Consider the following 22,565-nt stretch of genomic DNA (forward strand, 5'->3'; position numbering starts at 1 on the left):
GCCTCGGGGCGGCGCGCCCAGACCGCGGCCAGTTCGGTCTCGGGGCCCGCCGCGAGCATCCGGGCGTGCATCGTACGGGCCCAGGGCCCGGCTCCGACGAGGCCGACCCGCACCGGGTCGCCCGTCCACGGCGCCGACGGACCGGTCCGCGCTGTCGGCTCGGTCATGAGCGTTCCTTCCGTACGGGCGCGAGCACGCCGAACTGCGGGCCCGTGCAGGGGTGTTGGGACCGCCCGCGCGCGGCCCCGGTCAGCCGGAGGCCAGTGCGGCCAGGCGGGCGTCCGCGCGTTCCGGCGAGTAGAGGTCCTCGACGACGATCGCCGCGGCGCCCAGCAGCCCGGCCCGTTCGCCGAGCCGCGAGGTGACGACGCTCAGATGTGCCGTCGTACGCGGCATGGCCCGCTGGTAGAGCAACTCCCGTACGCCGGTGAGGAACGGTGTGCCGGCGAGGTCCCCGGCGATCATCAGCACCCCGGGGTTGAGCACCGTCACGACGGTCACGAGCACCTCGCCGACCCGGCGTCCCGCCTCGCGTGCGAGCCGTACCGCGTCCGGCTGTCCCGCGGCGAGGTGGTCGCGGACGCCGGCGGCCGAGTCGGTGGCGACTCCGGCCCGGGTGAGCTGCGCGGCCAGCGCGCGCCCGCTGGCGACGGCGGCCAAGCAGCCGAACGAGCCGCACATGCACAGCGCTTCGGTGCAGTCGTGCAGCCGGATGTGGCCGATGTCGCCCGCGCCGCCGTCGATTCCGCGGTAGAGGCGGCCGTCGGCGACGACGCCGGCGCCGATGCCCGTGGAGACCTTCACCAGCAGGAAGGCGGCGCAGTCGGGGTGTCCGGCGCGCTGTTCCGCGTACGCCATGGCGTTGGCGTCGTTGTCGAGGAGTACGGGCACGGGCGGTAGATCGGCGGAGATGTGCCGCGTCCATGCCTCCTGGAGGCGGCGGCGGACCGGATGGCCGTCCCAGCCGGGCATGATCGGCGGCTGCACGACCTGGCCCGAGGCCCAGTCGACCGGGCCCGGCACGGACAGGCCGATGCCGCACACGCGCTCGTGCGGTATGCCGGTCTCCTTGAGCAGTTCCGCGAACCACCGTGCCAGCGCGTCCAGTACGTGGTCGGGCCCGTCGGCGATCGGCATCCGCGCGGAGCGTTCCGCCAGTACGGTGCCGGCGAGGTCGACCACGGCCGCGCTGGTGTCGTGCGTACCGAGGTCGGCGGCGAGGACGACGGCGTGCTCCGCGTCGAACTCCAGCCGCACGGACGGCCGTCCGCCTCCCGGGCCCGCGACGGGCGCCGCCTCGCCCTCCCGCAGCCAGCCCGCGGCGAAGAGCTGGTCGAGCCGGTGCCCGACGGTGGACCGGGAGAGCCCGGTGGCCTGTTGCAGCGCGCCGCGTGTGGTGGCGCGGCCGTCGCGGATGAGCCGCAGCAGATGTCCCGCACTGGCCTGGTTCCCGGTCATGCACGTCCTCAGCTCTTGTCCGCCCCGCTGGTGAGGCCCTCCGTGAGCAGCCGCTCCGCGGCGAGGAAGAGGAGCACCACGGGGACGGTCAGCACGACCGATCCTGCCATCAGCACGGTCTTGGACACCTCGATGCCGTTGGCCAGTTGCTGGAGGCCGAGGGAGACCGTCCAGTTCTCGGGCGTCGCGGCGAGGAAGAGCAGGGCGAAGAGGAACTCGTTCCACGCGATCATGAAGATGTAGAGGCCGGTGGCCGTCAACGACGGTGCGGCCAGGGGCAGTACGACCTTGCGGATCGTCTGGAGCCGCGAGCAGCCGTCGAGCGCCGCGGCCTCCTCGACGCTGACGGGGATCGTCGCGAAGTAGTTGCGCAGCATGTAGATCGAGACGGGCACGGTCTGCGCGATGTAGACGATCGCGAGGCCCACGATGCTGCCCTGCAGCCCGATCTTCGCGAACATCACGAACAGCGGCACGGCCAGCAGCGTCGCGGGGAAGAGGTAGACGGCGAGGAAGAGCGCGCTCAACTGCCGTCCGCCGAAGAAGCGCAGCCGGCTGACCGCGTAGCTGCCGGGGATCGCGGCGAGCAGGGTGAGCACCACGGCGCCGATCGAGGCGAGCGCGGAGTTGTAGAGCATGCCCAGGAATCCCTGGCCGCCCTCGGCGGTCGGCTTGAGCACCTCGTCGTACGTACTGAGGGTGAACTCCTTGGCGGAGACCCACAGTTGCCCGGGGTCGAGCAGCAGCGCGTCGATGGGTTTCACCGACAGCAGCAGCATGTAGTAGAAGGGCGCCAGCGTGATCAGGGCCAGGAAGGCGATGACGACCCAGCGCAGTACGCCGAAGAGCCGCTCCTCGAACCGGGCCCTGCTGAAGGCGACTTGGGGGCGGCGCCGTGCGGTCGTGGGTGCGTCGCTCATGAGCGCTCCTCCTGGACCTTCCGGCCGAAGAACGTGAAGTACAGGCCCAGCAGGGCCATCAGGATCACGGCGAGCACGAGCGCCTGGGCCGCGGCGGCGCCCACGTCGAAGCGGGCGGTGAGGAAGTCGTAGACGCGTACGGCGACGACGTCGGTGCCGGAGCCGCCGCCCGTCAGCAGATACACGTCGTCGAACTTGTTGAACTCCATGATGAAGCGCAGCACACACAACAGCGCGACGACGGGCATGAGTTGCGGCAGCAGCACGTGCCGGAAGCGCTGCGTGGGCGCGGCGCCGTCGACCTTCGCGGCCTCCTCCAGCGAGCCGGGCACCGCCTGGAGCCGTGCCAGCAGGAAGAGGAAGGCGAACGGGAAATAGCGCCAGGTCTCGAAGGCGATGACGGTCAGCAGCGCGAGCGGCAGCTCGAAGTCCAGCCCGAACAGGGAGACTTCGTAGGAGCGGGTGGAGAGGAAGGCGACCGGGTCGTCCCAGCCGAGCAGCTTCGCGCCCCACTCGTTGACGACGCCGAACTGCGGGCTGAGGGCGATCTCCCACACGAACGCGACGGCGACGACGGGTGCCACGTACGGCAGCAGCATCGAGCCGCGCACCAGGCCGCGGCCACGGAACGGCCTGCGCAGCGCCAGCGCGGCGACCAGGCCGAGCAGGATGGACCCGGCCGTCGAACCGGCGGTGTAGAGCAGCGTGGTCCACAGGCTGGTCCAGAAGCCGGGCGAGGCGAAGACGGACGCGAAGTTGCGCAGCGACCAGTCGCCCAGCAGGCCCATGCCCTGGATGTCGACGAGCCGGGCGTCCTGGAAGGCGAGCAGCACCGTCCACAGGATCGGCAGCACCACGACGACCGTCACGACCACGAGGGTGGGGGTGACGAAGGCCAGTCCGGCGCGGTTCTCCCGGCTGCTCGCGGTACGGGGGCGGCGCGGGCCGGTGCGGTGGCGGGGGCGACCGGCGTCCGCGCCGGAAGCGTTGCCGGTACCAGTGCCGGCGTCGGTGCCGGCGTCGGTGCCGGAGGCCGCGCCCGGCGGAGGGGAGCCGTCCGGTGCGGCGGTCGTGGGATGCGTCATGGTGTGCGGACCTCGGGTGAGTACGGACCTCGGACGGTGTGGGTGCGCGGGACGCGGGCGCGGGCGCCGCTCACCGCAGGGACTGCCGCAACGCGTCGACCTCGTCCTGGGACTCGCGGGCCGCCTCGCGCGGTGTGGTCTGGCCGCTGGTCATCGCACCGAGGGCCTTGGGCACGGGCAGTTCGCCGTTGGTGGCGCCGACGAGTGCGCCCTCGCCCTCGGTGAAGCCCCAGCGGCGCATCACGCCGACGCCGTCGGCCAGTTCGTCCAGCAGCTCGTCGGAGTAGATGGCGTCCAGCGGCTTGCGGACCTCCGCCTCGACGCCGAGAGGGCTGGAGTGCCATGCGCGGGTGTACTTGTCCGGGTCCCGCGAAGTCCCCTGCCGTACGGGGATCTTGCCTTCGGGCGCCATGCCGAACCAGTCCTCGTAGCCGTCGCTGAGCATGTACGTCACGAAGTCGCTCGCGGCACGGGTCTCGGCCGTCTTGGTCACGGCCCACGAGGTGATCTCGCCGAACTGGACGGGCTTCGTGCCGTCCGGGCCCTTCAGCGCCGTCGTGATGCCGCTGTTCTCGGCGAGGAACCCCTTGTCCTTCTTGCACTCGGGGCAGCTCGGCCGGGCGTCCGCGCGCTGCCCGGACAGCTCGTCCAGCAGGAACGAGGACCAGACGATCATCGCCGAGCGGCCCGCGAAGTAGGTGGCGCGGGTGGTGTCGACGGTCTGCGTGCCCGGGGCGCCGTGTTCGCGGGCGAGCCGGTCGTACGCGGTGAAGGTGCGGCGGCAGGCGGCGGAGTCCAGCGCGACCTTGCCTCCGTCCACGAGCTGGCAGTCGTTGGCGAGCGCGAGGTCCTCGAAGCTCTGCTGTGTGAACGGGTCGGAGGGGTCGGTGGCCAGGGAGACGCCGTGCATCCGGCCCCGGTCGAGCTTCTTCGCGGCGCCCAGCACCGAGTCGTAGTCGTCGGGGGCGGGCAGTCCCGCCTTCTTCAGCAAGTCCTTGCGGTAGACGAGGAGTTGGAGCCAGGCGTCGGAGGGGACGGTGAGCCGGTGCCGGCCGTCGGACGTCAGCCGCAGGGCGTTGGCGTCGAAGGTGCCGCGGCCCAGCTTGCGGACGATGTCGGCCGGGGCCTCGGTGTTCAGCAGCCCGTTGCCGTACATCTGCCAGGACTGGCCGAGCGGCAGCGAACCGATGACGTCCGGGAGATTGCCGGAGGCCGCGGCGGACATGATCAACTGCGGGAGCTGGCCCTCGTCCACGCCCACGAGGTCGACGCGCACATCGCTCTTCTTCTCGAAGCGGGCGATCATCTTCTTCTCCGCCGCCATGCGGGCCGGCAGATTCTCCAGCGTCCAGACGGTGATCTTCCCGTCCGCCCGTGCGGGCCCCGTGCGGGTGTCCGCCGAGCATCCCGCGAGCAGCGCGGCGCTCGACGTCACGGCCACGGCGGCCGCGACCGCTCTCCTCACGCTCCAACGCCGCGTCCGTATCCGCATGTCCGCCTCGTCATCGTCGGGTTGCCGTCGGGTTGCCGTCGGGGCCGTCGTCCGGGTCGCCTTCCGGGTCGCCTCCGGACTTCCGCTGTATGGCCATGCATCTCAGCACCACTTCTGTCTTTTAACAAGACGTAACTCTCCTGTACGTTCGACGGAACTTGAGGGGCCGGGCATCGAAGACCCCCGTTGAACACCGGCGACGGGAGCCCGCGCCGGACCCCGCCGGACCGCCGGACCCCGCCGGAACCCGTCAGAACTCCCGTGAGAGAACCGAGACTTCGGAGTGCGTTGTGGAGCAAGTCGTCCAGTTCACCGGCCCGCGGGAGGTGGAGGTCGCCGAGCACGAGAGCGCGCCGCTGCCCTCCGGCCATGTGCGCCTCCGTACGCTCTACTCGGGCATATCGGCCGGTACGGAACTGACCGCGTACCGGGGCACGAACCCGTATCTGACCCGCACATGGGACGCTCAGGCCCGGCTCTTCCGCGACGGCGCGGCCGGAATCGTCCACCCCGTGGCCGGCTGGGGATACTCCGAGGTCGGTGAAGTCACCGAGATCTCACCGGAGTCGGCGGATCTGCCGGGCATGCCCGCGGTCGGCGACGTGGTGTGGGGCATCTGGGGCCATCGCAGCGAGGGCGTCGTACCGGCCGAGCGGCTCGTCGGGCACACCCTGCCCGCCGGACTCGAGCCGGTCGCCGGGGCGTTCGCCCGGGTCGGGGCCATCGCGTACAACGCCGTGCTGGCCGCAGGCGTCCACCTCGGTGAGGACGTCGCGGTGTTCGGGCAGGGGGTCATCGGTCTGCTGACCACGCGCCTCGCGCGGCTGAGCGGCGCCCGCGTGACCGCCGTCGACGCGCTCGCCGTACGGCTGCCCGTCGCCCGCCGCTACGGAGCGCATCGCACGCTCGACGCCCGTGAGGACCACGTCGCCGAGCGCATACGGGAGTCGACGGACGGCCGGGGCGCGGACGCCGCCGTCGAGATCAGCGGCGCCTATCCCGCGCTGCACGAGGCGCTGCGCTCGGTCGCGGTCGGGGGACGCGTCGTCGCCTCCGGCTTCTACCAGGGCGAGGGGACGGGGCTGCGGCTCGGCGACGAATTCCACCACAACCGGGTGCAGTTGGTCTGCTCGCAGATCGGCGGCGTGCCGCAGGAGCTGTCCGGGCGGTGGAGCGTGGAGCGGCTGCAGCGCACGTTTCTGCGGCTGGTCGCCGAGGGGGAGGTGGAGGTGGAGCCGCTCGTCAGCCATGTCGTCCCGGTCGCGGCGGCGGCCGAGGCGTACGAGCTGCTCGACGAGCGTCCCGCGGACGCGCTCCAGGTCGTCCTGGAGTTCTGAGCGGGGCGGCGACGGACGAGTGACGGCGGCCCGAGGGGAGCCGGGGCCGGAGCCGGGTGAACGCGCCGGTGCGCGGCGGGAGTTCGTCCCCCTCCCGCGCCGCGCGGACCCGAGCGCCGCCCGCGACGTCCGTCCCGTCCCGTCCGCCCCGCCGCATACGTACCGACCCCACGCCACGTACCGACGTAGCGACGTACCGACACAGCCATGCCGAGCAACACCCGCCCACAGCCGACGAGCACCTCGCGAAAGGCCCTTCGATGTTCACAACCGCCTGCCAGGAGCAGCTACTGCCGGGCGAAACCCTCCAGCAGAAGTGGGAGTTCGCGCAGTCCGCGGGCTACGGCGCGATCGAACTGCGCGGCAGAGGCGACTTCCACTTCCGCTCCCGGCTGCCGGAGCTGCGCCGTGCGCTGGCCGACGGCGTCGTCATGCCGACGGTGTGCGTGGAGATGCCGCACTTCCTCGGCGCGTTCGACGCGGAGCTGCGGCGGGACGCCGTGGAGCAGATGACGTCGCAGCTCTCCGTCATCGGCGAACTCGGCGGACGGGGCGCGATGACGCCCGCCTCGTACGGGATGTTCTCGCGCCGGCTGCCGCCCTTCGAACCGCCGCGCAGCGAGGCGGAGGACCGCGAGGTGCTGCTCGAGGGGCTGACGGAGCTGGGCGAGCACGCCCGGCGCGAAGGGGTCTGCCTCTTCCTCGAACCGCTCAACCGGTACGAGGACCACATGGTCAACCGGCTGGGCCAGGCAGTGGAGTTGATCCGCGAGACCGGGCTGGACTCCGTGCGGATCGGCGTCGACAGCTACCACATGAACATCGAGGAGGCCGATCCCCCGGCGGCGCTGCTCGCCGCCGCACCGCACATCGGGCACGCGCAGGTCAGCGACTCCAACCGGTTCCAGCCGGGTGCCGGGCACCTCGACTGGCCCGCGTGGCTCGGGGCGCTGGACGCGGCCGGGTACGACGGCGAACTGGCCCTCGAATGCCGGCTGACGGGCGATCCGGTCGAGGCGGTCCGCTCCGTACCGGCGTTCCTCGCGCGGGCCGCCGCATGAGCGCGGCGGCGTCGGCGGCAGCGGCGTCGGCACGTACCGCACCCGGCGCGTACGGCGACCGTGCCGCATCCGCACCGCCCCCGCACCGCTTCCCCGGACGCGACGAGCGCGACCGGCTGCGGCGCGGCGCGCACCGGGTGCTGCTGGGCAACTGGACGGGCGCCTCCACCGTGCCCTCCCACGGCCTCTATCCCCACCAGTGGAGCTGGGACTCGGCGTTCGTCGCCGTCGGCCTGCGCCATCTCTCGCCCGTACGCGCCCAGCGCGAGGTCGAGACGCTGCTCGGCGGACAGTGGGCGGACGGGCGCATCCCGCACATCGTCTTCAACTCCCGTGTGCCGTACGGCGCTTACTTCCCCGGCCCCGACTTCTGGCGCTCCTCCACGGCGGGCGCCGCCGCCCTCGGCGGCCCGGGGGCGCCGCGCTGCGTCGAGACCTCCGGGATCGTCCAGCCGCCCGTGCACGCGCTCGCCGCGTGGCTGGTCCATCTCGCCGACCCGGCCGCCTCCCGCCGCCGCGGCTTCCTGGCCCGCGTACGGCCTCGGCTTGCCGCCTGGCACCGGTATCTCGCCGAGCGGCGCGATCTGGGCGGCGGCGGACTCGCGGCCGCCGTGCACCCGTGGGAGTCCGGCATGGACAACAGCCCTTGCTGGGACGGGCCGTTGGCGCGTGTCGCGCCCGCGGCGCCAGGGTCCTTCCGCCGCGCCGACCTCGCACACGGCGCCGCCGCCGACCGTCCGACCGACCTGGACTACGGGCGTTACGTGGCGCTCGCCGCCGCCTACCGCGACCACGGCTACCGCGACGCCGACGCCCCGCACCCCTTCGCCGTCGAGGACCCGTCGTTCAACAGCCTGCTGATCGTCTCCGAGTACGCGCTCGGCGCCATGACCCGCGAACTCGGCGGCGATCCGGCGCCCCACCGCGAGCGCGCCGCCGCGCTGACGGAGGCGCTGGTGCGGCGGCTGTGGTCGGCGGAGGCGGGGCAGTTCCTGTGCCGGGACCTGCGCGGCGGGGACGGTACGGGAGGCCGTACGGGGCGCGTCGCGGGCCGCGGCGCCGCAGCGGGCGACGGAGCCGGCGACACACACGTCGCGCCGCCCGGGGCCCTCGTAGCGGAACGCAGCGCCGCCGGGCTCGTCCCGCTGATCGCACCGGGCCTGCCCGCCCACGTCACCGACGCGCTGCTGCGCACCGTCACCGGCGACCACTTCGGCCTGGGCACGCGCGTCCGTCTGCTGCCCAGCTACGACCTGCGCGGCACGGCCTTCGACCCGTACCGCTACTGGCGCGGACCGGCGTGGTTCAACGTCAACTGGCTGCTGGAGCGCGGACTTCGGCGCTGCGGCGCGAGCGACCACGCGGACGCGCTGCGCGCCGGCGTGCTCGGCGCGGCGGCCTCCTCCCGCTTCGCCGAATATCTCGACCCGTACACGGGCACCGGCCGCGGCACCCGCGACTTCAGTTGGACGGCGGCCCTGGCGCTGGACCTGCTGAAGGGGCCCGATTCAGGCCAGGAGTGCGGGGAGGAGGTTCAACCGGGCGCCATCACGTCAATGAGCCGTGCAGAAACCCCACGTGAGCCACCGGCACCGTCGTCCGAGTCACCCCGACACATGTCACCGGCACACGAACCACCCCCGAACCCGCCACCGTCACCCTCACCCGAGTCGACCGAGTCCGAGGAAGGACCCTGACCCTGTGAATGCGACCGAGCACCGCCTGCTCGTGCACGAAGGCACCTTCGCCGTGCTGGGCGCCTCCGGCGACGTCACCGCCCCTCCCGGCTGGGCGCTGCCGAGCGCGCAGTCCGAAGGGGCGGTCCCCGAGGGCCTGTTCGTACGCGACGCCCGGCACCTCAGCCGCTGGCAGCTCACCGTCGACGGCTCCTCCCCCGCCGTACTGGCACCCGCGGGAGACGAGAACGGCACGGCCGTGCTCACCCCGCACGGCACCCGCGAGGAGCCGCCCGCCTACACCGTCTTCCGCGAACAGGCCGTGACACGGGGCGAGTTGGTCGAACGCATCCGGCTCACCAGCAACCTCGGCGAGGCCACCGCCGCCCGGCTGACCCTCACCGCGGACGCGGACTTCGCCGACCAGTTCGAGCTGCGCTCCGACCACCGCTGGTACGACAAGCCGCACACGGTACGCACGCACGAAGTACGCCCGGACGGCGTCGAGTTCGGCTACCGGCGCGGCGAGTGGCACTCCCGTACGGTCATCACCGCCGAGCCCGCGCCGGAGAGCGTCGAGGAAACCGGCAGCTCCGCACGGCAGTTGGGCTGGCTGCTGAAGCTTCCGCCGCACGGCACCGCCGAGTTGGCGCTCCGGGTGACGGCCCTCCCGCACGGCACCGGCCCGCACCCGGACACCGCGGGACCGGAGACCGCGGGACCGGGGACCGGGCAGGACGCGGAGCAGGGCGGCGGGCAGAAGACAGGCCGGGACGGCACGGCGGCGGACCGTACACCCGTCGACCCCGCCGCCGTACGCGCCCGACTGCGGGCGGGCAGCGACGAGTTCGTCTCCGCGGAACCGCTGCCCTCCCGGCACACCGAGCTGCCGCAGCTCGCCCGCGCCTGCGAACAGGGCCTCGAAGACCTGGCCGGACTGCGGGTCGCGGCACACGGCCCGGACGGCGAGGAACTGCTCGTCCCCGGCGCCGGAGTGCCCTGGTTCCTCACCCTCTTCGGGCGGGACTCGCTGCTGACCTCCCTCTTCGCCCTCCCCTACCGTCCGCGGCTCGCCGAGTCCACGCTGCTGGCGCTCGCCGCGACCCAGGCGCAGAGCGAGGAGCCCGAACGCCTCGCCCAGTCCGGCAAGATCGTGCACGAGGTGCGCCACGGCGAACTGGCCCACTTCGGTCAGGTCCCGTACGGGCGCTACTACGGCTCGGTCGACGCCACGCCCCTCTTTCTGATCCTTCTCGGCGCGTACACCGAGGAGTTGGAGAAGCGGCAGCAGGGCCAGGACACCAACGGCGAGCAGGGGGACGGCGGTTGCGCGCCCCTCGCCCGCCGTCTCGAAGCCCACGCACGCGCCGCCGTCGACTGGATGTTCACCCACGGCGGCCTGGACGACCACGGCTATCTCGCCTACCACGCCCACGAGGGCGGCCTCGCCAACCAGAACTGGAAGGACTCGCCGGGCGCCGTGTGCGCCGCCGACGGCACCCGGCCCACCGGCGCCGTCATGGTCGCCGAGGTGCAGGGTTACGCGTACGACGCCCTGTGCCGCACCGCCCGGCTCGCCCGTACCGCTTGGCAGGACGAGGCCCTCGCGGAACGGCTCGACACGGCGGCGGCCGCACTGCGCGAACGCTTCGCGTCCGACTTCTGGACGCCCGACGAGGACTTCCCGCTGCTCGCCCTCGACGACACCGGCATGCGCGCCGACGCCCTCGCCTCCGACGCCGGCCATCTGCTGTGGTCCGGCATCCTCGGGCAGGAGGCCGGCGAGCGCGTGGGACGGCGGCTGCTGGAGGAGGACTTCTTCTCGGGCTGGGGCGTGCGCACCCTGGCCGCCGGCCAGGCTCCGTACCATCCGCTCTCCTACCACCGGGGCAGCATCTGGCCGCAGGACAACGCCGTCATCGCCCTCGGGCTGGCGCGCTACGGGCTGCGCGAGGAGGCACGTAGGCTCGCCGCCGGAATGACCGAGGCCGCCGCCCGGCAGAACTACCGGCTGCCCGAGGTCCTCGCCGGCTACGGCCGCGCCGAGCACCCGGACCCCGTCCCGTATCCGCATGCGTGCTCCCCGCAGGCGTGGGCCGCCGCCACACCGCTGGCGCTGCTCACGGCCGTGGGAGACGCAGCGGGCGTCTGACGCCCGCGCCTGCCCCGTCCCCGGTCCGCCGTCTCCGGTCCCGTCATCGGGCCGGGGACGGCGGGCGCGCGGCAGCGTAAACCCGGCCGATAAGGGCACCGGGGAGGAACAGTCCGGAGGAACAAACAGAGGAACGGACCGGACGGACGACGCCAGCGGGAGGTCCGCATGAGCGACCACACCTACCGGGTCACCGAGATCGTCGGCACGTCGCACGAGGGCGTGGACACCGCGATCAGCAACGCGATCAGCCGTGCTTCGGAGACGCTGCGGCACCTGGACTGGTTCGAGGTCACACAGGTACGCGGCCAGATCGAGAACGGGCGGATCGAGCACTACCAGGTCTGCATGAAGGTCGGATTCCGCCTGGAGGAGGGCGACTCCGCCGGAGCCTGACGCGGGACATCCGACGCCGGGAGGCGAGGGCCATGCGGCACGGCAGCCGTGCCCCGCCCGTGCCGCATCCCCCTGGCTCGCCACGGCACTTGACTTCAACTTCCGTTGAACTTCTACGTTCGCTCGTATCAGCCGCAGACCGCGACGGAAGGACCGAGCGGACCATGGAGTTCTCACATCCCGACACCGAACTCGCAGGCCAGCCGATCGGCTACTGGAGCTGGGCCGCGCACAAGGCCGTCGTCGGCCACATCCGGAAGACGCTCGCCGCACGCGGCGTGAGCCAGCCCCAGTGGTGGGTGCTCGCTCAGCTCGCGGGAAGCGAAGACGGCCGCACACGCGAGGAGTTGAGAGCCGTCCTGGGCGGCTATCTCGACGTCGGCTCCGCCCTGGAGTCGGAGATGGACACCGTCGTGGCCCTGGGCTGGGCCCGCCAGGACGAGAGCGAGCGGCTGCGGCTCACCGGCGACGGGGCGGCGCTCCACGCCGAACTGGCCGTGCTCCAGCGGTCGTTGCGTGCCCGTATCCACGCGGACATCCCCGACGAGGAGTACGTACGCGCGCTCAAGGTGCTGCAACGCATGATCCACAACGTCGGCGGGCACGCCTGGCACCACTGAACGGCGCCGGGCGGCACACGCGGTACGGGACGCACCCCGTCAGGACTTGGGCGACTCCGGCTTGACGACGGTCACCCCGGGCGTGGCCGGTACGGGTATGTCCATCTCCACCAGCGCGGCCGGCGCCTCCGACAGGTCGATCGTGCGCCGCACCAGCAACTCCGGCTGGAACACGCCGGATTCGACGAGCCCGAGCAGCGCCGGGTACTCGTGCGCCGGAAGGCCGTGGCTGCCGAGCAGCTCCAACTCGTGCGCGATCACCTGGGCCATGGGGATCCGCGGCGCCTCCTCGTCGGGCGCCAGCAGACCGACCTGCACATGCCGTCCCCGGCGGCGCAGGCTCCGTACGGACGCACAGCACGTACGCGGATCGCCGAGGCAGTCCAGGGACAAGTGGGCGCCGCCGTGGGTGAGTTCGACCACGGCGGCCGCCGCGTCCTCCACGTTCGAGACGTCCACGGTCGCCTCGGCGCCCAGATCGCGGGCGACCTTCAGCGCCGCCGCCGAGATGTCCACGGCCACGACCCGCGCTCCGCTGGCGACCGCCACGATCACCGCGGACAGACCCGTACCGCCGCAGCCGTGCACCGCGACCCAGTCGCCGGCGCTGACGCGTCCCTGTCGTACGACCGCACGGTAGGCCGTGCCGAAGCGGCAGCCGAGCGCGGCGGCCGCGGGCGACTTGATCGACTCGGGGAGCGGGACGAGGTTGCCCTCGGCGTTGTCGATCGCGACGTACTGCGCGAAGGAGCCCCAGTGGCTGAACCCGGGCTGCGTCTGCCGCTCGCACACCTGCTGGTTCCCCGTGACGCACTGCGCGCAGGCACCGCAGGCGCAGACGAACGGCACGGTCACCCGCCGTCCCACCCAGGGCAGACCCGAACCGGAACCGGCCGCGACGACCGTGCCCGCGAACTCGTGGCCGCCGACGTGCGGCAGCTTCACATCCGGGTCGTGTCCGCGCCACGCGTGCCAGTCGCTGCGGCACAGGCCGGTGGCATCGACTTCGATCACCACGCCGCCTGGAGCCGGTGCGGGGTCGGGTACCGAGCGGAGCGCGGGGTGCTGCCCGAACTCCTCGTAGACGATGGCCTTCACAGAAGGGGATTGTCCCTGTCACGCGATGTGCACACGCGCTTGCCTATCCGTTCCGGATAAAACTCGGCTTGGTCAAGACCAAGCTGTGAGCAGGGAGTTCAGCCCCCGGAGGTCTCCAACTCGGCGTCCGCTCCGACGCCCGCGGCGCAGTCGTACGGGTCGTCGAGCCACCCCTCGGGCAGGACGACCTTGTTGCGTCCGTGGGTGCGTCCGCGAGGGCCGTCGGCGCCCTCCGGCCACGGTTCACCGGCGTCCAGTTCGCCGAGCAGCCCGGCCAGTTCGTCCAGCGACGCGGCCACCGCGAGACGGCGGCGGGCCTGCGAACCGAGCGAGAAGCCCTTGGTGTACCAGGCCACATGCTTACGGAAGTCGATCACGCCGCGCGCCTCGTCGCCCAGCCACTCCCCGAGCAGCGTCGCGTGGCGCAGCATGACGCGGGCGACCTCGCCGAACGAGGGCCGTGCGTAAGCGCGTTCTCCCGTGGGGTCCCCCGCGGAGTCCCCCGCCGTGATCGCCGTGAACGCCGTGACGAGATCGCCGAACAGCCACGGCCGCCCCAGGCAGCCGCGTCCGACGACGACGCCGTCGCAGCGCGTCTCGCGCACCATCCGCAGGGCGTCGTCGGCGGACCAGATGTCGCCGTTGCCGAGCACCGGGATCTCCGGCACGGCCTCCTTGAGCCGGGCGATCGCCTCCCAGTCGGCGGTGCCGCCGTAGTGCTGTGCGGCGGTGCGGCCGTGCAGGGCGATCGCGGTGACGCCCTCGTCGACGGCGATGCGTCCGGCGTCGAGATACGTCAGATGACCGTCGTCGATGCCCTTGCGCATCTTCATGGTGACGGGGAGCCCGCCCGCGTTGCCCACGGCCTCGTGCAGGATCGCGCGCAGCAGCGGACGCTTGTACGGGAGGGCCGAACCGCCGCCCTTGCGCGTCACCTTGGGCACCGGGCAGCCGAAGTTGAGGTCGATGTGATCGGCGAGATCCTCGTCCGCGATCATCCGGACCGCCTTGCCGACGGTGACCGGGTCCACGCCGTAGAGCTGGATCGAACGGGGACGCTCGCTGTCGTCGAAGCGGACGAGCTGCATGGTCTTCGCGTTGCGCTCGACGAGCGCGCGCGTGGTGATCATCTCGCTGACGAAGAGGCCCTTGCCCCCGCTGAACTCCCTGCACAGGGTGCGGAACGGAGCGTTCGTGATCCCGGCCATCGGCGCCAGCACCACGGGGGGCTGGACGGTGTGCGGACCGATGTGGAGCGGCGGCGTCATGGCGTCGGCGTCCTCCGAGACGTGACGTGGGGCGGTGGAACGGCCTCCCATTCTCCCGCATGGGCGGGGGTGAGGGAGTTGGCGGGGGCTGACGGGGGGGGCTGATGGGGGCGACGGCTGACGACTGGCGGCTGGCGGCTGGCGGCTGGCGGCTGGCGGCTGGCGGCTGGCGGAGAACCGATAGCAGATGACGGACGACAGGTATCGGCTGACGACTGCCGACTGCCGACCATCGCCTGACAGATGACGGATGACAGATATTGAAATCTGTCATCCGTCATGCCAACATCGTCAGCACTCACCCCCCAACAGGTGTCCCAACACATGACCCAACCCGTGTCCCGACACCCGTCCCGCAGCACCCCACCTCCCAGGAGCGCGCCCATGCAGACCCGCACTCTCGGTGACAATGGCCTCCGCACCTCCGCCCTCGGCCTCGGCTGCATGGGCATGTCCGCCCTCTACGGCGAGACCGACCGCGCCGAGTCCGTCGCGACCATCCATGCCGCCCTCGACGCCGGCGTCACCCTTCTCGACACCGGCGACTTCTACGGCATGGGCCACAACGAACTGCTCATCAACGAGGCCCTGCGCACCGCGCCCGCCGCGCACCGCGAACAGGCCCTGACCAGCGTGAAGTTCGGTGCACTGCGCACCGTCGACGGCCGCTTCATCGGCTACGACGGCCGCCCCGAGGCCGTGCAGAACTTCGCCGCCTACTCCCTCCAGCGCCTCGGCACCGACCACATCGACGTCTACCGCATCGCCCGCCTCGACCCCGCCGTCCCCATCGAGGAGACCGTGGGCGCCATCGCGGACCTCGTACAGGCGGGCCACGTACGGCACATCGGTCTCTCCGAGGTGGGCGCCGACACCATCCGCAAGGCCGCGTCCGTGGCCCCGATCAGCGATCTCCAGATCGAGTACTCGCTACTCTCCCGGGACATCGAGGAGCAGATCCTGCCGGTCTGCCGGGAGTTGGGCATCGGCGTCACGGCGTACGGTGTGCTCTCGCGCGGGCTCATCAGCGGCAACTGGTCCCGCGAACGGCAGTTGTCCCAGGGCGACTTCCGCTCCATGAGCCCCCGCTTCTCCGGTGACAACCTCGACCGCAACCTCGCCCTCGTGGAGGCCCTGCGCGACGTCGCCGAGAGCAAGGGCGTCACCGTCGCCCAGACCGCCGTCGCATGGGTGCTCTCGCGCGGCGAGGACATCGTCCCGCTCGTCGGCGCCCGTACCCGAGAGCGGCTGGCGGAGTCGCTGTCGGCGCTTGACGTTACGCTCGACGCGCACGATCTCGACGCCATCGAGCGCGCGGTGCCCGCCGGCTCCGCCGCGGGCGACCGCTATCCGGCGGCGCAGATGGCGCACCTCGACAGCGAGAAGTAGCCAGTACAGCCAGACAGGGGGCCCGATGGTGTCGGAAGCGCTGACTCCGGAGCGCATTCTCGAGGCCACCGAGGAGGTGCTGCGGCGCTACGGCCCCAGCAAGGCCACGGTGGTCGACGTCGCCCGCGCCCTCGGCGTCAGCCACGGCAGCGTCTACCGGCACTTCCGCACCAAGGCCGCCCTCCGTGAGGCCGTCACCCAGCGCTGGCTGGACCGCACCAGCGAACTCCTCGCCCCGCTCACCACCGAGCGCGGCCCGGCCGAGGAGCGCCTCGACCGCTGGCTGAAGACCCTCTTCGAGGCCAAGCGGCGCAAGGCGGGCGACGACCCGGAGCTGTTCGCGACGTACACGGTGCTCACCGGCGACATGAGCGCCGTCGTCGACGGCCACATCGACGACCTGGTCGGCCAGCTCGCCCGCATCATCGAGGACGGACGCCGCGAGGGCGTGTTCGTCAGCGAGTCGATCGGCTTCCCGTCGGAGGCGGCCCGCGCGGTCTTCCACGCGACGGGCCGCTTCCACGACCCGGCGTACGCCGCGGAGTGGTCCCGCCCGGGCATCGAGGACGACTTCGCATCCGTCCGCGAACTGGTCCTCCGCGGCCTGCGCGCCTGACGGTGCACAGCACCCACACCGTCGAACTGTCCTCGTACGAGGTCACGAAGCGTTTCCGCGAGGGCTCCGTCCCGGAGGCCGAACGGGAGTGGCGGGCACTGGAGTTGCTCGCCGCTCACGCCCCCGGTCTGACCCCGGTTCCCCTCGGGGCCGAGTTCGACGGCACGGCGCCGCTGATCAGGATGACGCGGCTGCCGGGCGATCCGCTGCGGGGCCTCGCGCAGCAGACTGCGGCCGTCGACGCCCTTGCCGAAGCGGTCAGTCGGCTGCACGCGGCGCTCCCGCCCCCGGTCCTCGCCACCGTCCCACGGAGGCCGGACGGCCCCGATGCGCTGACCCGCTGGCTGCGTTCCCGTACGTCCCGCGTGCGCCCGCTCCCCCATGGCCCGGTGGACGCCGCGATGCGTGCGGGGCTGCGATGGCTCGACCGCTCACGGGTACGGGACGTTCCCGGGGACGTCCGCGAGGTCTTCGGCGGGGGCGACGGCAACCTCGCCAACTACCTCTGGGACGGCGCCCGCGGACGGATCGTCGACTTCGAGGATTCGGGGCGCAGCGACCGCGCGTTCGAGCTGGCGGAGATCACGGAGCATGTGGGCTCCTGGGTGCGCGGGCCTCTCGACGTACCGGCGTTCCTGGCCCGGTTCGATCTGACCCCGGCCGAGTCGGCCCGCCTGCGTGAGTGCCGACGGCTCCTCGCCCTCGTATGGCTCGTTCTGCTCTGGGCCGACGAGGCAGGCGAGCATCCCCGCAACCCTCCCGGTACGGCCGGCCGACAGGCGGCGCGGCTGGCGGAGTTGCTGGGCTGAACCGCGCGAGAGCCCGTTGTCAGTGGGCGTCGATACTCTCGGTGACGACTGGATCACTCAGCACGAAAGGCGCATCATGACCGTGATGCTGGAACGACCCACGCCCATAGAGACCCCCGACGGCCCGCCCGGCTTCGAGGCGCTGTGCCGGACTCTGCTGCGCATGGAAGTGCCCGACGGCTACCGGGCGGAGGTCATCAGGGGGAGCATCGTCATGTCGCCGTGGTCGAAGGGGTTCTACCTGCCCATCATGCGGTCCGTCCGGATCCAACTGGAGCCGCACGCCCCGGAAGGCGACATCGTCGACGTCGCCCCGTTCCTGTTCACCTTCCCCGGGCAGGAGCGCGCGTACGGGCCCGATGTGTACGTGGCGGCGCGGGGCGCCTTCGAGACCACGAAGCGGTACATCGACGGGGAAGCGCTCACGCTCGTCGCGGAGTTGACGTCGCCGTCGACGCGCGGTGACGACTGGGGCGACAAGGTCCGTGTCTACGGGGAGGCGGGCGTGCCCGTCTATCTGCTGCTGGACATGGAGGAGAGGTCGGCGACCGTCTTCTGGGAGCCGTCCGCGCGGGGTTACACCTCGCACACGACCGTTCCGTTCGGGAAGACGCTGCACGTTCCCGCGCCGTTCGACTGCAAGGTGGACACCGGCGGATTCGCGCCGCCGACCACAGAGGGAGTGGAGGAAACCGCGGAGGGAGCGGGAGGAGGGGAACAGGAGCCGGGCTGACGCCCTCTCTCCTGCGCCCCGACCGGCCACGGGGGCACACGGCCAGACACACGACCGGAAACACGAGGGGCCGCCTCCGCCGGTGGCGGAAGCGGCCCCTCGGGAGCGGTGGAGCGGAGGTTCAGCAGCCCAGCAGCCGGCCCGCGAGGTAGTTCTCCATCTGGTCGAGCGAGACGCGGTCCTGCTTCATGGTGTCGCGCTCGCGCACCGTGACGGCATTGTCGTCGAGGGTGTCGAAGTCGACCGTGACGCAGAAGGGGGTGCCGATCTCGTCCTGCCGACGGTAGCGGCGGCCGATGGCGCCGGCGTCGTCGAACTCGATGTTCCAGTGCTTGCGCAGCGTCTCGGCGAGGCCGCGCGCCTTCGGCGACAGCTTCTCGTTACGCGAGAGCGGGAGCACGGCCACCTTGACGGGCGCGAGACGCGGGTCGAGCCGCATCACGTTGCGCTTCTCCAGCTTGCCCTTGGCGTTGGGCGCCTCGTCCTCGATGTAGGCGTCGAGCATGAAGGCGAGCATCGCGCGGTTGACGCCGGCCGCCGGCTCGATCACATACGGGACCCAGCGCTCTCCGGCCTCCTGGTCGAAGTACGACAGGTCCTGCCCGGATGCCTTCGAGTGGGCGGTGAGGTCGAAGTCGGTGCGGTTGGCGACGCCTTCGAGTTCGGAGAACTCACTGCCGCCGAAGTTGAAGCGGTACTCGATGTCGGCGGTGCGCTTGGAGTAGTGAGAGAGCTTCTCCTGCGGGTGCTCGTACCAGCGCATGTTCTCTTCGCTCAGACCGAGGTCCGTGTACCAGGACCAGCGCTGCTGCATCCAGTAGTCGTGCCACGACTCGTCCTCGCCCGGCTTGACGAAGAACTCCATCTCCATCTGCTCGAATTCACGGGTGCGGAAGATGAAGTTGCCCGGAGTGATCTCGTTGCGGAAGGACTTGCCCGTCTGCGCGATGCCGAACGGCGGCTTCTTGCGCGAAGTCTGCTGCACGGACGCGAAGTTGGTGAAGATGCCCTGTGCGGTCTCGGGACGCAGATACGTACGCGAGCCCTCGTCCTGCACCGGGCCGAGGAAGGTGGAGAGCAGCCCGGAGAACTGCTTGGGCTCGGTGAAACCGCCCTTGTTACCGCAGTGCGGGCAGTTGACGTCGGCGAGGCCCTGGGCCGGGAGCCGCCCGTGCTTCGCCTCGTACGCCTCCTCCAGGTGGTCGGCGCGGAAGCGCTTGTGGCAGGAGGTGCACTCGGTGAGCGGGTCGGTGAAGGTGGCGACGTGGCCCGACGCCTCCCACACCTGCGGCGCCAGAATCACCGACGAGTCGATGCCGACGATGTCGTCGCGCGAGGTGACCATGGCCCGCCACCACTGACGCTTGATGTTCTCCTTCAGCTCCACACCGAGCGGTCCGTAATCCCAGGCGGCACGCTGACCGCCGTAGATCTCACTGCACGGGTACACGAAGCCACGGCGCTTGCTCAGGCTGACGATGGTGTCGATCTTGTCGGCGGCCACAGTGCTCTCTTCATCAACGGCGGACGGAATGCTTCAGGTTACCGATCCATGAGGGGGGCGGATCAAATCGGTACGTCGATCGGCAGGGCGGCCGCTACAGCGATCGAGCCATGCCTGCCGCCGAGCCGTTCTCCGCACTTTTTCACTCCCCACATTTGACAATGGTTTCCAAGTAGCTTGAAAATGACTGTCATGAACGCTTCTCGTCGTCTCATACGCGCCCTCGCCGCCACCACCGCCCTCGGCGTCGGTGCGCTCGGCCTCACCGCCTGCTCGGACGACTCCGGAGGCACGGAGGCCAAGGGGAAGGTGGACGTGGTCGCGTCCTTCTATCCTCTCCGCTTCCTCGCCGAGGAGATAGGCGGCGAGCACGTCCGGACCGAATCCCTCACCAAGCCCGGCGCGGAACCCCACGATCTGGAGCTGAGCCCCCAGCAGACGGGCCGCCTCAGCGAGGCGGACCTCGTCGTCTACCTCAAGGGCCTCCAGCCCGCCGTGGACGAGGGGATCGAGCAGGCCCAGCCCCAGCACGTCGCCGAGGCGACCTCGTATGTGAAGCTCGAACAGCACGGCTCGGACGTGCACGGCGAGGAGCACGGCCACGAACACGGCGACGAACACGGCCATGAGCAGGGCGGGCACGAGGAGGAGCACTCCGGCGGCGATCCGCACATCTGGCTGGACCCGCTCCGCTACGCACAGGTCGCCGAGGGCGTCGGCAAGAAGCTCGCCGAGGCGGACCCGGCACACAAGAAGACGTACGAGAAGAACGCCGAGGCGCTGACCAAGCGACTCCGTACGCTCGACGGCGAGTTCAAGGAGGGTCTGGCGCACAAGAAGAGCGACACCTTCATCACCACGCACGCCGCCTTCGGCTACCTCGCCGAGCGGTACGGGCTGGACCAGGCCGCCGTCTCCGGCATCGACCCGGAGTCCGAGCCGAGCGCCGCGCGTATGAAGAAGCTGCACCAGACGGCCAGGACGAACCACGTCGACACCGTCTTCTTCGAGTCCGGCGCCAGCGACAAGACCGCCAAGACCCTCGCGGACGATCTGAACCTCAAGACAGGGGTACTCAGCCCCCTGGAGAGCGTGAAGAAGGGCGAGGACTACTTCTCGGTCATGCACCGGAACCTGATCTCGCTGAAGACCGCGCTCGGCGCCGACTGAGCGCCCGCGCCCGCCCGGAACGTCCAGTCCCCAACGCCCCGTTCCAACCGCCCAGTACCGACCGTCCGTTCAGGAGGGCCCGCCCATGGCCGCGTCCGAGCCCGTGTTGTCCCTCCGCTCCGCCGTCGCGTCGCTCGGCCCGCGCACCGTGCTGCGCGGCATCGACCTGAGCGTGAGCCGCGGCGAGGTGGTCGCGCTGCTGGGCGCCAACGGATCGGGGAAGTCGACGGCCGTACGGACCGTCATCGGGCAGGTGCCGCTCACCGGGGGCTCGCTGGAGCTGTTCGGCACGCCCTTCGCGCGCTTCCGCGCCTGGCACCGGATCGGGTATGTGCCGCAGCGTTCGACGGCCGCCGCCGGAGTGCCCGCGACCGTACGGGAGATCGTGTCCTCGGGGCGCCTCTCCCGTACGAAGCTGCGCCCGATGGGACGCGGCGACCGGGCCGCGGTCGCCCGCGCCCTGGAGGTCGTGGGGCTCGCGCACCGCGCCGGCGACTCCGTCAACGCGCTCTCCGGCGGCCAGCATCAGCGCGTACTGATCGCACGGGCGCTGGCCGCCGAGCCCGAGCTGCTGATCATGGACGAACCGCTCGCCGGAGTGGACCTCTCCGCGCAGGACATCCTGGCGGACACGCTCCGCGAGCAGGTCGCACGCGGTACGTCCGTCCTGCTCGTACTCCACGAACTGGGCCCGCTCGCACCGCTCATCGACCGCGCCGTGCTGCTGCGCGACGGACTGGTCGAGCGCGTCACCGACCCCGAGCGCTTCCACGATCCGGCCTGCCACCCGCACCACGACCACGACGCCGAGGCGGCCGCGGCGGCCGTACGGACCGGGCTCTCCCTCAGCGACACCGACCCTGGGACGCATGTATGACCGAGTTGCTGCACTATCCGTTCATGCAGCGCGCCCTGATCGCCGCGCTGCTGGTCGGCGTCGCCGCCCCCGCCGTGGGCATCTACCTCGTACAGCGACGCCAGGCGATCATGGGCGACGGCATCGGGCACGTGGCGCTCACCGGCGTCGCGCTCGGCTTCCTGCTGAACACCAACCCGGTGTGGATGGCGGTCGCCGTCGCCTCGCTCGGCGCGGTCGCGATGGAGCTGATCCGCTGGTACGGGAGGGCGCGGGGCGATCTGGCCCTCGCGATGCTCTTCTACGGCGGCATGGCCGGCGGTGTCATGATCATCAACTTGGCGCCGAACGGCTCCAACGCGAGCCTGACCACCTTCCTCTTCGGCTCGGTCACCACCGTCTCGGAGTCCGACGTCCTCGCCATCGTCTGTCTGTCGGCCTTCGTGCTGGCCGGGTCGCTGGGGCTGCGGCGGCAGCTCTTCGCGGTCTGCCAGGACGAGGAGTTCGCCCGCGTGACGGGGCTGCCCGTACGGGTGCTGAATCTGCTGCTGGCCGTGACCGCGGCCGTGACGGTCACCGTCGCGATGCGCGTCGTCGGGCTCCTGCTGGTGAGCGCGCTGATGGTGATCCCGGTGGCCGCGGCGCAGCAGGTCTCCCGCGGATTCGCGGGCACGCTCGGGCTGTCGATGCTCTTCGGGGTCGCGGTGACCCTCTCCGGGACGAGCACCTCCTACTACGCGGACGTACCGCCCGGCGCCAGCATCGTCGTCCTCGCGATCGCGCTCTTCGCGCTGGTGACGCTGCTCGCGGCGCCGCTGGCGAAGCGCCGGGCGCACGTCGTCGGCGACGAGGCGGCGGCGCTGGCGGGCGGAGCCGGGACGAGTACGGCGGGAACGGGCGTCGAGGGAGCGGGCGGAGCCCGGCG

General features: G+C 71.5%; 20 protein-coding genes and 1 pseudogene. 13 read left to right on the forward strand and 8 right to left on the reverse strand.

The genetic code is table 11. From position 1 onward, the window contains the following. From AN218_RS38430 to AN218_RS23620, 5 genes and pseudogenes are all read right to left on the reverse strand, one after another. A pseudogene (locus AN218_RS38430) lies at nt 1-167 on the reverse strand (gfo/Idh/MocA family oxidoreductase); the annotation flags it as partial. A gap of 82 nt (nt 168-249) precedes the next feature. Then, nucleotides 250-1,458, reverse strand: a complete 1,209-nt coding sequence (locus tag AN218_RS23605) for an ROK family transcriptional regulator (protein WP_070018911.1) — start codon at nt 1,456-1,458, stop codon at nt 250-252. Nucleotides 1,459-1,466: 8 nt separating this feature from the next. Then, complete coding sequence (locus tag AN218_RS23610) at nt 1,467-2,378, reverse strand: carbohydrate ABC transporter permease (protein WP_070018912.1); 912 nt, start codon at nt 2,376-2,378, stop codon at nt 1,467-1,469. Further along, the gene (locus AN218_RS23615; protein WP_079132507.1) at nt 2,375-3,463 is read right to left on the reverse strand and encodes a carbohydrate ABC transporter permease; all 1,089 of its coding nucleotides are present in this window, start codon (nt 3,461-3,463) and stop codon (nt 2,375-2,377) included. The genes AN218_RS23610 and AN218_RS23615 overlap by 4 nt, the downstream gene beginning before the upstream one ends. Nucleotides 3,464-3,533: 70 nt before the next feature. Then, nucleotides 3,534-4,955: an ABC transporter substrate-binding protein gene (locus tag AN218_RS23620; protein ID WP_070018913.1), complete on the reverse strand. Its 1,422-nt coding sequence runs from the start codon at nt 4,953-4,955 to the stop codon at nt 3,534-3,536. A gap of 290 nt (nt 4,956-5,245) precedes the next feature. Here AN218_RS23620 and AN218_RS23625 point away from each other — a divergent pair, with 290 nt between their 5' ends. The 6 genes from AN218_RS23625 to AN218_RS23650 all read left to right on the forward strand — a co-directional run bounded on the left by AN218_RS23625 (nt 5,246) and on the right by AN218_RS23650 (nt 12,197). Then, on the forward strand, nt 5,246-6,292 hold the full coding sequence (locus AN218_RS23625) for a zinc-dependent alcohol dehydrogenase (protein ID WP_070018914.1): 1,047 nt from the start codon (nt 5,246-5,248) through the stop codon (nt 6,290-6,292). A 260-nt stretch (nt 6,293-6,552) separates the two neighbouring features. Continuing rightward, complete coding sequence (locus AN218_RS23630) at nt 6,553-7,353, forward strand: sugar phosphate isomerase/epimerase family protein (protein ID WP_070018915.1); 801 nt, start codon at nt 6,553-6,555, stop codon at nt 7,351-7,353. Next, entirely contained in the window at nt 7,350-9,050 is a 1,701-nt protein-coding gene (locus AN218_RS23635) for an MGH1-like glycoside hydrolase domain-containing protein (protein WP_244900632.1), read from the forward strand. The genes AN218_RS23630 and AN218_RS23635 overlap by 4 nt, the downstream gene beginning before the upstream one ends. Before the next feature lie 4 nt (nt 9,051-9,054). Beyond that, nucleotides 9,055-11,181: an amylo-alpha-1,6-glucosidase gene (locus tag AN218_RS23640; RefSeq protein ID WP_070018916.1), complete on the forward strand. Its 2,127-nt coding sequence runs from the start codon at nt 9,055-9,057 to the stop codon at nt 11,179-11,181. A gap of 168 nt (nt 11,182-11,349) precedes the next feature. Further along, nucleotides 11,350-11,577 carry a dodecin gene (locus AN218_RS23645; RefSeq protein WP_070018917.1) on the forward strand — a complete coding sequence of 76 codons (228 nt, stop codon included), beginning with the start codon at nt 11,350-11,352 and terminating at the stop codon, nt 11,575-11,577. A gap of 164 nt (nt 11,578-11,741) precedes the next feature. Next, the gene (locus AN218_RS23650) at nt 11,742-12,197 is read left to right on the forward strand and encodes a MarR family winged helix-turn-helix transcriptional regulator (protein WP_070018918.1); all 456 of its coding nucleotides are present in this window, start codon (nt 11,742-11,744) and stop codon (nt 12,195-12,197) included. A 39-nt stretch (nt 12,198-12,236) separates the two neighbouring features. On the opposite strand, the gene AN218_RS23655 is transcribed toward AN218_RS23650, so the two are convergent. Next, nucleotides 12,237-13,295: a zinc-dependent alcohol dehydrogenase family protein gene (locus tag AN218_RS23655; protein ID WP_070018919.1), complete on the reverse strand. Its 1,059-nt coding sequence runs from the start codon at nt 13,293-13,295 to the stop codon at nt 12,237-12,239. Nucleotides 13,296-13,393: 98 nt separating this feature from the next. Further along, nucleotides 13,394-14,563: a tRNA dihydrouridine synthase DusB gene (gene dusB, locus AN218_RS23660; RefSeq protein WP_070018927.1), complete on the reverse strand. Its 1,170-nt coding sequence runs from the start codon at nt 14,561-14,563 to the stop codon at nt 13,394-13,396. Between the two features lie 384 nt (nt 14,564-14,947). Between dusB and AN218_RS23665 the strand changes: the two genes are divergently transcribed. From AN218_RS23665 to AN218_RS23680, 4 genes are all read left to right on the forward strand, one after another. Further along, complete coding sequence (locus tag AN218_RS23665; RefSeq protein WP_070018920.1) at nt 14,948-15,952, forward strand: aldo/keto reductase; 1,005 nt, start codon at nt 14,948-14,950, stop codon at nt 15,950-15,952. A gap of 25 nt (nt 15,953-15,977) precedes the next feature. After that, complete coding sequence (locus AN218_RS23670) at nt 15,978-16,568, forward strand: TetR/AcrR family transcriptional regulator (RefSeq protein WP_070018921.1); 591 nt, start codon at nt 15,978-15,980, stop codon at nt 16,566-16,568. A 2-nt stretch (nt 16,569-16,570) separates the two neighbouring features. Further along, nucleotides 16,571-17,377, forward strand: coding sequence for a phosphotransferase family protein (locus AN218_RS38435; RefSeq protein WP_244900634.1), 807 nt, complete (start codon nt 16,571-16,573; stop codon nt 17,375-17,377). An 85-nt stretch (nt 17,378-17,462) separates the two neighbouring features. Beyond that, complete coding sequence (locus AN218_RS23680; RefSeq protein ID WP_338059638.1) at nt 17,463-18,110, forward strand: Uma2 family endonuclease; 648 nt, start codon at nt 17,463-17,465, stop codon at nt 18,108-18,110. A 121-nt stretch (nt 18,111-18,231) separates the two neighbouring features. On the opposite strand, the gene AN218_RS23685 is transcribed toward AN218_RS23680, so the two are convergent. Beyond that, on the reverse strand, nt 18,232-19,614 hold the full coding sequence (locus AN218_RS23685; protein ID WP_070018923.1) for a glycine--tRNA ligase: 1,383 nt from the start codon (nt 19,612-19,614) through the stop codon (nt 18,232-18,234). Nucleotides 19,615-19,806: 192 nt separating this feature from the next. On the opposite strand from AN218_RS23685, the gene AN218_RS23690 reads away from it, so the two are divergent. The 3 genes from AN218_RS23690 to AN218_RS23700 all read left to right on the forward strand — a co-directional run. Then, a complete protein-coding gene (locus AN218_RS23690; protein ID WP_070018924.1) occupies nt 19,807-20,784 on the forward strand; it encodes a metal ABC transporter substrate-binding protein in 978 nt (325 codons plus the stop codon). 85 nt (nt 20,785-20,869) lie between these two features. Further along, nucleotides 20,870-21,661: a metal ABC transporter ATP-binding protein gene (locus AN218_RS23695; protein WP_070018925.1), complete on the forward strand. Its 792-nt coding sequence runs from the start codon at nt 20,870-20,872 to the stop codon at nt 21,659-21,661. Then, the coding region (locus AN218_RS23700; RefSeq protein WP_079132508.1) for a metal ABC transporter permease at nt 21,658-22,565 on the forward strand (908 nt) is incomplete at its 3' end. The genes AN218_RS23695 and AN218_RS23700, both read left to right, overlap by 4 nt.

It is taken from the genome of Streptomyces nanshensis (genome assembly GCF_001751255.1).
Classification (GTDB): Bacteria; Actinomycetota; Actinomycetes; order Streptomycetales; family Streptomycetaceae; genus Streptomyces; species Streptomyces nanshensis_A.